At 65.8% G+C, this 11021-nt stretch carries 9 protein-coding genes; 3 read left to right on the forward strand and 6 right to left on the reverse strand.

The genetic code is table 11. The features are described from left to right. Positions 1-249 precede the first annotated feature (249 nt). Complete coding sequence (gene rarD / locus QZX79_RS07980) at positions 250-1251, forward strand: EamA family transporter RarD (protein ID WP_294567318.1); 1002 nt, start codon at positions 250-252, stop codon at positions 1249-1251. Positions 1252-1411: 160 nt separating this feature from the next. Continuing rightward, positions 1412-1951, forward strand: coding sequence for a TetR/AcrR family transcriptional regulator (locus tag QZX79_RS07985; RefSeq protein ID WP_294567321.1), 540 nt, complete (start codon positions 1412-1414; stop codon positions 1949-1951). Here the strand turns inward: QZX79_RS07985 and QZX79_RS07990 are convergent. Next, positions 1940-3286 (reverse strand): nuclear transport factor 2 family protein, encoded by a 1347-nt coding sequence (locus QZX79_RS07990; protein ID WP_294567324.1) that lies wholly within the window; start codon positions 3284-3286, stop codon positions 1940-1942. The two genes, QZX79_RS07985 and QZX79_RS07990, sit on opposite strands and share 12 nt — an antisense overlap. Before the next feature lie 392 nt (positions 3287-3678). On the opposite strand from QZX79_RS07990, the gene QZX79_RS07995 reads away from it, so the two are divergent. Continuing rightward, positions 3679-4680, forward strand: coding sequence for a TerC family protein (locus QZX79_RS07995; protein WP_294567325.1), 1002 nt, complete (start codon positions 3679-3681; stop codon positions 4678-4680). A 198-nt stretch (positions 4681-4878) separates the two neighbouring features. On the opposite strand, the gene QZX79_RS08000 is transcribed toward QZX79_RS07995, so the two are convergent. From QZX79_RS08000 to QZX79_RS08020, 5 genes are all read right to left on the reverse strand, one after another. After that, entirely contained in the window at positions 4879-5046 is a 168-nt protein-coding gene (locus QZX79_RS08000; RefSeq protein ID WP_294567327.1) for a hypothetical protein, read from the reverse strand. A gap of 383 nt (positions 5047-5429) precedes the next feature. Then, entirely contained in the window at positions 5430-6272 is an 843-nt protein-coding gene (locus QZX79_RS08005) for a universal stress protein (RefSeq protein ID WP_294567328.1), read from the reverse strand. 135 nt (positions 6273-6407) lie between these two features. Further along, positions 6408-8534: a glycogen debranching N-terminal domain-containing protein gene (locus QZX79_RS08010; protein WP_294567331.1), complete on the reverse strand. Its 2127-nt coding sequence runs from the start codon at positions 8532-8534 to the stop codon at positions 6408-6410. A gap of 98 nt (positions 8535-8632) precedes the next feature. Then, positions 8633-9649 (reverse strand): glycosyltransferase family 4 protein, encoded by a 1017-nt coding sequence (locus tag QZX79_RS08015; RefSeq protein ID WP_294567334.1) that lies wholly within the window; start codon positions 9647-9649, stop codon positions 8633-8635. A 327-nt stretch (positions 9650-9976) separates the two neighbouring features. Next, on the reverse strand, positions 9977-11021 hold a 1045-nt coding region (locus tag QZX79_RS08020; protein WP_294567336.1), incomplete at its 5' end, for an APC family permease.

An 11021-nucleotide genomic window follows, 5' to 3' on the forward strand; every position in this document is an offset into this window, starting at 1 on the left:
ATGTCCGCGGCATACACGCCGGCGGGACCGGCTCCGATGATCGCGACCCGCAGCGGACGGCCCGCAGCTGAGGTAGACACTGATTTGCCTTCTTCCGTGGTGGAAACACTCAAGGTAACCGGTCGGTGCGCCGAATTTGCGCACATTTCTCTAGTCTAAATCAGTGCAGCGCAGGGGGCTAAACCAGTGGCGGAGATCTCACTTCGGCCCGGTGGGAATAAATTTCGTCCCGGTACGGTTCCTCACCGTGTGAGCGATGCGACAGCGGTAAAAACTCAACGACCTGCCCGCAGTGAGAACTCACTCGGCATCTTCTACGGCATCGGCGCGTACGGACTCTGGGGCCTGCTCCCGCTCTACTTCCTCATCCTCCACCCGGCCGGCGCGGTGGAGATCGTCGCGAACCGCGTCCTGTGGTCGCTGATCTTCTGTGTCCTGCTGCTGACTGCCACCAAGGCCTGGCACACCGTGCTTGCTGCGGTGCGCAATCCGGGCATTGTCGGAACCCTCGCCGTGGCCGGCGCCCTCATCGCCCTGAACTGGCTGACCTACACCTACGGTGTCACCACCGGGCACGCGATCGAGGCGGCCCTCGGCTACTTCATCAACCCGATCGTCTCGGTGCTGCTCGGGGTCATCGTGCTCCGGGAGAAACTGCGCCGCCTCCAGTGGGCGGCCATCGGGCTGGGCTTCGTCGCGGTCATCGTCCTCGCCGTCGGGTACGGATCCGTGCCGTGGATCGCCCTGATCCTCGCCTTTTCCTTCGGTTTCTACGGCTTCGTCAAGAAGCGCGTGGGCTCCCGCGTCGACGCGGTATCGAGCCTGAGCATCGAGACGGCGTTGCTCACCCCGGTCGCCGCCGCGGTGATGATCTGGCTGGGCGCGACGGGCGCCGCCACGCTCACCACCGAAGGTCCCGGGCACTTCTGGATCATGGCGGCCTCCGGGGTCATCACCGCAGTCCCCCTGATCTTCTTCGGGGCGGCCGCGCGCCGGCTGCCCCTGAGCACCATCGGCCTGCTCCAGTACCTCGCCCCGATCCTGCAGTTCCTGCTGGCCCTCTTCGTCTTCGGGGAGGAGATGCCGCCTGAGCGCTGGGTCGGCTTCGGACTCGTCTGGTCGGGCCTGGTGCTGCTGACCATCGACATGCTGCGCACGGTGCGCTCGGCCCGCCCGCGGAAGGGGTCCGGCGGAACCCTTCCGGCCGGCAGCGCCGCACCGTCCGGGCAGACCGCGCCGGCATCCTCCTAGCCTCGATCTTTTGTGACGCGCGGGAACGGCCGGAGGTTTATGTCCGCCCGCGCATAGGCCGGGCGGGGCCACTCCTGCAACCGTCACGGGCTTGAGCAGCATGGCAGGCACCGCCTCCCGCACTTGCTACCCTTCCAGAATGGAAGCCAAGTCGCGTCGATTGTCCACCAGCACTGAACGGCGTGCCGAGATCATCGATGCAGCTCTTGAGGTATTCAGTGTTCGTGGATATTACGGCACGACCACAGCCGCCATCGCTGCAGCAGCCAATCTGTCTGAGGGTTACCTCTATAAGATCTGGCCGAGCAAGGAGGCTCTCTTTGTCGCGGTCCTTGAGGAGGTCAAGCTGCGCTTAAGGGCGGCGATCCTTGAAAGCATTGAAGGCGTCGAGGCGTCCGGACGCCCGTTCTCGGCAGCTGATGTCTTGCGAGAACGCGCTGTGCGTACGGGGATCGACCGGAATGCGGCGATGGTCCTGCTTCATGCGACCGCCGCATCTTCCGTGCCGGCGCTTCGTCAGGCCGTGGCGGAATGCTATTCCGACCAGGTCGATTTTCTGCGTCGGCGCCTTGGTGCGACGGACGTAGAAATCCAGCAATATCTTGCCATCGGCCAACTCATCAACAGCGTCAACGCGTTGGATCCCACCCCTGAAGAAGGGAGTGCCTGGGCCGACAGTCTCCGAGGGTCAGGCGTGTGAGCTGCGGCTCTGTGCCCCCTCTAGGACATCCTGTCGTCCCTCGGCCCAACTCAGGGATGCCGTCATGCTTCGAATTCTCCAGCTACCGTCCCGAACCACCATTTCGACTTCCCACTGACCTCCGTTTTTTGTAAGTTCGCCGGTTCCCCCTTCGGCCGGGCGGGCCAGGAGATAGGCCAGTACATTCGCCGAGACGTGAGCAACGTCGCCGACTACCGACGCTCGAATGCCTCCGAGGACATGCTGTGACGCCTCCAACGGGCCGAGACGTTCCCGCCAGTTCTTCACAAGCTCGGTTCGGCTGATAGTCGAACTCGTGCCTCGGGCGCGTGAGTAATCCAGGCTGACTTCTGGTGTGAAGAGAGCTTCGAGGTCCTGCCACCGCCCCCGGTCAATGAACCAGGCCATCGTTGACAGCGCATCGCGCGCCGCTTCCCGGTCGGGACCTGCTCCTCCTAGGTCCTGCAATTCAGCGGCGTGTGACCTGATGTACTGCTCGAGGTGATGAGCTGGGCGCCCGATGATCCGTTCGACGGTGTCTGTGACACGATCCTCAGCGCCGGCGGCAACAACCCGGTCCAAGGCGGCAAGTTCACGGGCGGGAACGGCGGGAACACCGCTTGCCACCAGGAACGACGCAAACTCATCAATATCCAAGGCAAGATGAAGAATCTGGCGCCCTGCCTCGCGCGAGATGAGCGAGGCCATCTCGCGGAAGCTGTGGGTGCTGGGCCCCGTCAGGAGAGCATCACCGGCGGGAAACGCTGCCGTGTCCTCCTGCAGTGTCTTCACGGCGACCTCGGCGATGTCGTCTGGATCGATGAACGCCACCTTCGCCTCGCCGGTAGCGGAGACAACGACGGCGCGTTCACGAATCGCGCGTGCAAGCGGTGTGGACCCAATCATGTTGGACATGAACCAGGAGGGCCGCAGGATGGCGACCTGTTCGAACTCGGAGCGCACGTACCGCGCGATCTCGATCAGAGGATGCCGGATGGACTCGTCATCGGTCGGAAGCGAGGAAGAACTTAGGACAACGACCCGTTTTACCCCGTTTGCCTTCGCGACAGCAGCGAAGGCTTTGACCAGTTCGAGCGCTGCAGGCTCGGCCACCGGAGCAACGAGATAGAGGGCACTGCACCCTTTGGTTGCAGCGGCGTAGGTCGTCGGATCCGCCCAGTCGAACTTCACGAGATCAGGGTTGCTGCCAGGGGACCTTGTTGCGCCCCGAGCCGCTACTCCTGCTTCGAGAAGGAGCCTGAGCACCCGACTTCCCGTTGTGCCTGAGGCACCTGTCACAAGGACCGTGCCCGAGTTTTCCCCTGGACTGCTCATTACTATCTCCTCATCGTTGCACTGGACCACGTTCTGTCCGCGGGTTTCAGGAAAACACCCAAGACGAACCGAAATTAGTGAGTGAGTACTTACTTACTCTAGCCCACAGAAGATCGACCGAGCAATGATCCTCGAATGTGGCTCGTGGAGGGAGCTGGTTTTGCCGGCTCAACGCCCTTCGAAATCGACAGGACCGGGCCCGCCCCGGCCCGTGCCGGTTAGGACCACGGGATTGAATCGGTTAGGGTTCTCCTATCAAGGGGAGTACTCCCGCCTGTGATCGGCCCGTCAATACGGATGCATTAACGCATCTCGGGTCGTTTGGTCCGGTGCAGTCCGGGCGGAGGAGACCTTGGCGTATCTGTTCAACGCCTACCCTTGGGAGCCTCCTTATGCAGATCACACCCCTGATCTGGCTCATCACGATCGCTGTGACGATCCTGTTTTTCGTTTACGAGTTCTTTGCCCACGTGCGCAAACCCCACGAGCCGTCCATCGCAGAATCTGCGCGCTGGTCGGCGTTCTACATCGGGCTCGCCCTGCTGTTCGGGGTGGGGATCGGCATGGTGTCTGGATGGACGTTCGGTGGTGAGTACTTCGCCGGATACCTCACCGAAAAGGCACTGTCGATCGACAACCTCTTCGTCTTCCTTATCGTGATGGCCGGATTCGCGGTACCAAAGAAGTACCAGCAGAAGGTGCTGATGATCGGGATCATCATCGCCCTGATATTGCGCGGCGGGTTCATCGCCATTGGAGCGACCCTGATCGAGAACTTCTCCTGGATCTTCTACATCTTCGGCGCCCTGCTGCTCGTCCTGGCCTACCGGCAGGCGTTCAGCAATCACGAGTCCAATCCGGCTGACGGTAAATTCATGACACTGATCCGCCGGGTCCTGCCCGTCACCGATGAGTATCACCAGGACAAACTCACCGTGGTGCAGGGCGGGAAGCGTTTCGCCACGCCCATGCTGCTGACGATCATTGCGATCGGCTTTGTGGACCTCATCTTCGCCGTCGATTCGATCCCGGCAATCTACGGACTGACCAACGAGGCCTACATCGTTTTCACCGCCAACGCGTTTGCGTTGATGGGCCTGCGTCAGCTGTTTTTCCTCATCGGAGGGCTGCTCGAACGCCTGGTCTACCTCGCCCAGGGACTCGCCGTCATCCTCGGCTTCATTGGCGTGAAACTCGTCTTCCACGCCCTGCACGTCAACGAGCTGTCCTTCATAAACGGCGGGGAACCGCTCCTCTGGGTACCCGAGATCCCCATCTGGTTCTCGCTGCTCTTCATCGCCGCCGCCATCGTCGTAGCGACCGTCGCGAGTCTGCGCAAGACCCGCGGTGACGAGGACAAGGACGACCACGCACTGTCCGCGGCAGACAGATGATTCCCGCCGGCAGGTTGCCTTCCGCAGAACGGAATACTGTCTTTCCAAATACCTGAAAAAGACCGACCGGAGCAAAGTACTGGAATGCCCAGGCCTTCCTCGCGGCCCTGGGCGGCCAGGGCTTCTGATGGGCGGGGGTGGGACCGGGCCGTGATTCAGAAACACGCCCACGGTATCGATCCCACCCCACACGCTCTTCTAGAAACGGGAGCTCACAGGGTGAAGCTGCTTGACCGGATCCTCATTGGGTTGCCCGTCGTCTTGAAGCGGCGTCTGCCTGCCCGTTTTGATGACTCCTCCGGCATCTCCGATCTTCGTCAGCGCTTCATCCGGGGTCATGAGCAGTTCGGGCATGTACTGCGGCACGTGGCGGGTTTCCTCCGAGCCCCAGAACCGCCGATACGGACAGAACCGCGAGGAGGCCGGTCAGGGATGCCTGCCCTTCCGCAAACTCCAGGGAAGCCCTCACGTTCTTGGGTTGGCCCTGCTGGGCGCCGGTAACGTCGACGACGATCTCGGCACTCATGGCCTTTCCTCGACGGTGGCTCGAGGACACATCTGTCGCAATGTTGACCTGAGTATCCGATGCGCCCGTTGCTGCGATCTACCAATCTGTTCGTGGAGGTTCGGAATCACCACAACCAGCACATCTGGAAGCAGATGGACGCATCAGCAGCACACCGCATCAGGGAACTACCCCTACTTCATCCAGGAGTTCGGTCAGCGCCTGCTTAGTGCCGCGGCTCGGATCAGGCCGCCGCGAGGTTCCAGTCGCGCGGCACCACGACCATCGGCACCGGCAGGGCGCGCAGCATCTTGTTGGCCGTTGAGCCCAGGAAGAGCTGACTGTGTTGGGCCAAGCGGCTCGAGCCGACGATCACCAGTTCCCCGGCGTCCCATTCGACGTCGTCGATCGCCTGCTCAATGGTCCTGCCGTGGGCGACGGCGATGGTGGCCTCGTGGCCCTGCGGAAGCTGCTCGACGGCCTTGATGAGCACCGTGTTCGCGTGCTGGTGGGCCTGGTTCACGGCCTCCCCCGAGTCGGTCGGGTCGCTGACGTCCAGGGCCACCAGCGAGATCAGGCGCAGCGGCACCCCGTGCCGGGCTGCGGATTCCACGGCGACATCGAGCACCGCCCCGGCCCCGGCCCGGGTGCCCACGGCGCAGGACATGCGGGTGATGGTGTCGCGGTGGCGGTAGCCGCGCGGCGCGAGCGCCACCGGCACCGGCGAGGAGTGGAGGACGGCGTTGGCGACGCTGCCCACGGTGAAGCGGCGCAGCAGTCCGTTGCTCGAGGCGCCGATCACGATCAGCTCGGCCTCGAACTCGCGGGCGGCCTCGAGCAGGCCCTCGGCGAATGAATCCGCCGTCCTCACATGGGTCTTTACGGCGACGTGGTCCGGGGTGCCGGCGGCGGCCTGGGCGAGGGCGACTTCGGCGCGGTCCGTGCCGGGGGCCGCACCGCCGGAACGCGGCCGGTTGAGCACGGTGACCAGGTCGACCTGCGCCCCCTGGGTCGAGGCAAGCGAGGTCGCCAGCGCGAGGGCGTCCTGGCCGCGGTCGTTTTCCGTGTATCCGACAACGTAGCGCACGGGGTTTCCTTCGTTCGGCGGGTGCCCCGGAGCAGCGGAAAGGCCGCGCCGGCGCAGGATGGCTTTCACTCTATCGCCTGCCCGGCGCGGCCCTGACCGCGGCGGCGCGGTGTCCCCGGCCGGTAGAACGCCGTCCTAGATGAGGTCCTCCAGCGGACCGCGGGGCGCGGGGCGGTGTTTCACGCCCGCCGGAAGTCCTTCGAGCGTTCCGCTGCCCGCCTCGCCGCGCAAGGTGATGCGGGACGCGCCGAGGCGCACGTTCCCGGCGCTGACGCTTCCAAATTCCTCCGGCAGCACCGGGGCCAGGCACACCTCGCCCTGCGGCAGGAGCGGGTCGAAGCGCAGGAGGGTGCGCAGAAGGTGGACCGGGGCGGCCGACGCCCAGGCCTGCGGGGAACACGACGTGGGGAAGGGAACCGGCTCGGTGAACTCGTCGCGGGCGAAGCCGCAGAAAAGCTCGGGCAGCCGGCCGTCGAAGTATTCGGCGGCGTCGAACAGGCCCCGGGCGATCCTCACCGCTTCCTCGACGAAGCCGTACCTCATGATGCCGGCGGCGACCAGGGTGGTGTCGTGCGGCCAGACGGAGCCGTTGTGATAGCTGACCGGGTTGTAGGCGCCCATATCGGAGGCGAGGGTGCGGATCCCCCACCCCGTGAACATCTCCTCGGACATGAGCCGCTCGACCACAGGGGGCGCCTTGTCGGCATCGACGATGCCAAGCCACAGGCAGTGGCCCATGTTGGAGGCGCAGGCGTCCACGGGCCTCTTGTCCTTATCCAGCGCCACCGCGAAGTAGCCCCTGTCCGGCAGCCAGAACCGGTCGTTGAACTCCGCCTTGAGGTACGCCGCCTTATGCGCCCATTTCGCGGCGCCCGCGTCATCGCCGAGCTGCCGTGCCAGCAGTGCCCGGCCGAGGTATGCGCTGTAGACATAGGCCTGCACCTCGCACAGCGCCAGCGGGGCTTCGGCCAGGGAACCGTCGGCGAAGTTGATTCCGTCCCAGGAGTCCTTCCACCCCTGGTTCACCAGTCCGTGGTTGTTCCTCCGCCCGTACTCGACGAACCCGTCGCCGTCGCGGTCGCCGTACCGCTCGACCCATTCCAGTGCGCGGTCGGCATGCGGCAGCAGAACCGAGAGCAGGTCGCTGGCCAGCCCCCACCGGCCCAACTCTCCGAGGAGGGCCACGAACAGGGGGGTGGCGTCGGCGGTGCCGTAGTACGCACGGTTCTCCCCGAGCGCCAGGCCGCCGCCGGTCCCCAGCCGGACCTCGTGCAGAATCCTCCCGGGCTCTTCCTCCGTCGCCCGGTCAACCTTTCCCCCCTGCATCGACGCCAGTGTCTGGAGGGTGCCCGTGGCCAGGGTGGGATCCACCGTCAGGGCCATGTAGGAGGAGAGGATCGAGTCCCGCCCGAACAGCGCCATGAACCACGGTGCCCCCGCCGCCACGGCTGCACGCCCGGGGTCGTCGGGATCGAAGATCCTCAGCGCACCGAGATCCTCCTGGCTGCGGGTGAGGACGCGTTCGACGTTCCGTTCGCTGATGGCGAGGCGGGGCACCTCGCGCTCCCAGTCGGCATGCCGGCGGGCCGCTACATGGTGCACGGACCCCGCGGTTGGGGAAAAGGGCTCGTCCGGACCCACCCCCTCGACGAGGGGCGTGCTGATGATCCGGGCCGACCACGACCCCCGCGGTTCGAGTTCCGCCAGGAAGAGGAGCGACCCCTCGGTGACAACTGCTCCGGGTGCGCTGACCGCAACCCCTCTCTGGGAGTCGTTCCGCACCGCTTCAATCCGGAGTTCGTCTCCGCGGACCTGCCGTACGCCTTCCTTTGCGGCCGGTATCCGCCCACCCTTCACCTCGAACAGGTCGCTGAGGTCGGCGTCGATCAGGATCTGGATGCGGCAGCTGACCTGCCGCTGCGAGAAGTTGCGGAGCCGGATGTCATCGCGCAGCCCCGGGCCGACCTCCCGCTCGTGTTCCACCACGATGGGGCTGTCGGCGCCGTCGGTTCCGCTCGGCCTGCCGACGAAGACCGCCCGGTAGGGTTCCCGGGTGCGCGCGGTCAGGGGTTCAAGCGGGGAGCCGTCCAGGGTCAGCTGCCATCGCGAGAGGATGCGGGTGTCCTGGTAGAAAGCCCCCTGGGGAAGGCCGGGAAGGATGTCCCCGCTCTGGGCCGATATGCAGAATGAGGAACCTTCGACAATGGTGACGGCGCCGAGGCCAGGTGAGCCCGCAGCGTTATCCGCATTCCATCCACTCATGGACCGCTCCCGATCGATATTCCGCTACCGACAAGCCATGGGGCCACCGCCCGTGTCCATGGTCCCGCACCCCGAATTGCGCTGCAATAGGCCGCGGTTCACCCCGCCGCTGTCCTCAGGTACAGGGCCAGGTGCTCATCGACCATCCGTTCCGCGCTGAAGCGCTCCTCGGCGCGGGCCCGGATGACGGCCCGGTCAAGTGCCGCGGCGCGCGCCAGGAGGGACGCGAGCGCACCGGGAGTGTCGGCGAGATACCCCGTCACGCCGGGGTCGAGGATTTCCGGCAAAGCTCCCAGCGGCGTCGCGACGACCGGAGTGCCTGTGGCCAGCGCCTCGATCGTCACCAGCCCGAAGGGTTCCGGCCACTGGATGGGGTTGAGCAGTGCGATCGCGTCGCCAAGGAGGGCGTATTTGTCGCCGTCGGCGACTTCGCCCAGGAACTCCTCATTCGGCCCCAGGATCGGTTCAACGGCATCGCGGAAGTACTGAAGTTCGACGGCTTCGCGCATCTTCGCCGCGATCTTCAGGGGAAGGCCTGCGGCCCGGGCGGTTCGAATCGCTTCGACAACCCCCTTCTCGGCGCACATCCGTCCGAGGAAACAGACATAGCCGCCCTCGCCCCGGCCGACCGGCACCCTGGCAACGTCGATGCCATGGTGGATCACCGCGGCCACCCGGATATCCGGCGACCCGCTGAGCTGACTGCGGGAGATCGCGACGAGGGCGGTGTCCTGTGCCGCGGCCCGGTACAACTCCCGGCTGGCCGGAGTCAGCCGGTTGTGGATGGTTGCAATCACCGCGGCGCGCGAAGGCCGGTGCCGGTATAAGGGTCCGGTCGGGGTGTGGTCATGAATGAGGTCGACCTCGGCGAGCCCGGCATAGGCGCGGGCGACGTGGGGCAGTTCCGAGCCGGTGATCCCCAGGGTCGACGGATCCGACACCTCGGTGTCCGGGAGCAGAGGGACCGGACACCCGCTGTCGGCCGGTGCGGCCAGCAGCACCTCGTGGCCGGCTTCGGCGAGCCCCCGGGCGAGGGAGTCGACCATCAGCTCCACACCGCCGTACCCTTCCGGCGGAACCGGAAGCCACGGCCCTGCAATCAATCCGATCCGCATGATGACTCGCCTCGCACTGGCTGGCCGCTATGGACGGCCGTCGCCCGCCGGCCGCTGGACCCTCCCTGTCGGGGCACTGCGGCGGGGGCCCACCGGTCGGGATCGGCGGCCGCGCCGTCGACCGGTCAGTGGTGGCGCACGGCAGGTCCACGCCGTCCGGGGAGTTCCGTACGTCGATAGTAAGCCTCCTGACGGACTCCGTCGAGCCGTCAGGAGGCGTACCGGATTGACCGAGGCGGTGGTGACCGCCGGTTTAACGGCGGAGGCCGCCGGCGGAACCTCCAGGTGAGGAATCCGCCGGCGGCCCGGTCGGTGCTCAGCCGGCTCTCAGTCGGTCAGGACGTCATCGAACGCGTCCTGCGAGGTGCCCTTGCGCAGCCCCGTGCCCTTGAAGAAGCCGGGGTTGCGCCGGTACTGGATACCCATCAGCACGGCTCCGAGCAGGAGAACGCCGATGCCGAGAATGAAAACCATGCCGACGCCGCCGACCTCCGAGCCCGAGCCGTAGGCCGGGTCCATCGAGTCGATGGCGGTCTTGACGAACATCACCAGGAGGATGACCCCGCCCAGCAGCGGTGCGAGGAACTTACTGAGGAAGTTGCCCGCTCCGCGGAAGGCCTCGGCACGGAAGTACCAGACGCAGGCCAGGGCGGTGACGCCGTAGTAGAAGCAGATCATCATGCCAAGGGCCGTGATCGTGTCCCACAGGGCGTTCTCGGAGAGCACCCGGGTCACCACGTAGAACCCGGCGGCGGCGACGGCCGCGGCGACCGTGGCGTAGCGCGGGGACTTGTAGCGGGGGCTGACCGTGCCGTACTTGGCCGGCAGTGCGTCGTAGTGGCCCATGGCGAGCAGGGTGCGGGCCGGCGAGACGAAGGTCGACTGCAGGGAGGACGCCGAACTGCTCAGGACGGCCATCGACATCAGGATGGCGAACGGGCCCATGACCGGCCCGGCGAGCGCGGCGAAGATGCTGCCCTGGTTGTCGGGGTTGCCTGCGCCGAGTTCGCCGTCGCCGACGCCGGCGAAGGACAGCGTGGCCAGCGCGACGATGAGGTAGATGGCCATGATGACGACGATGGTGACGCCTGCCGCACGGCACGGGGTCTTCTTGGGGTTCGTTGCTTCCTCGTTCATCGTGAGGCAGACGTCCCAGCCCCAGTAGATGAAGATCGACAGCGAGACGCCGGCGGCGAAAGCGGAGAAGGACCCGACGGCGAAGGGGTTGAACCATTCGGCGCTGATGGGGGTGGCGTCGAAGGCGGAGCCGTTGGCCACGTGGGCGAACGCGGCGATGGCGAACCAGGCCAGGACGATGAGCTGGAAGGTGACGAGCACGTATTGGACGGTCTTGATCGTCTCCATTCCCCGG

It is taken from the genome of uncultured Arthrobacter sp. (assembly GCF_902805515.1).
Taxonomy (GTDB): Bacteria; Actinomycetota; Actinomycetes; order Actinomycetales; family Micrococcaceae; genus Arthrobacter_D.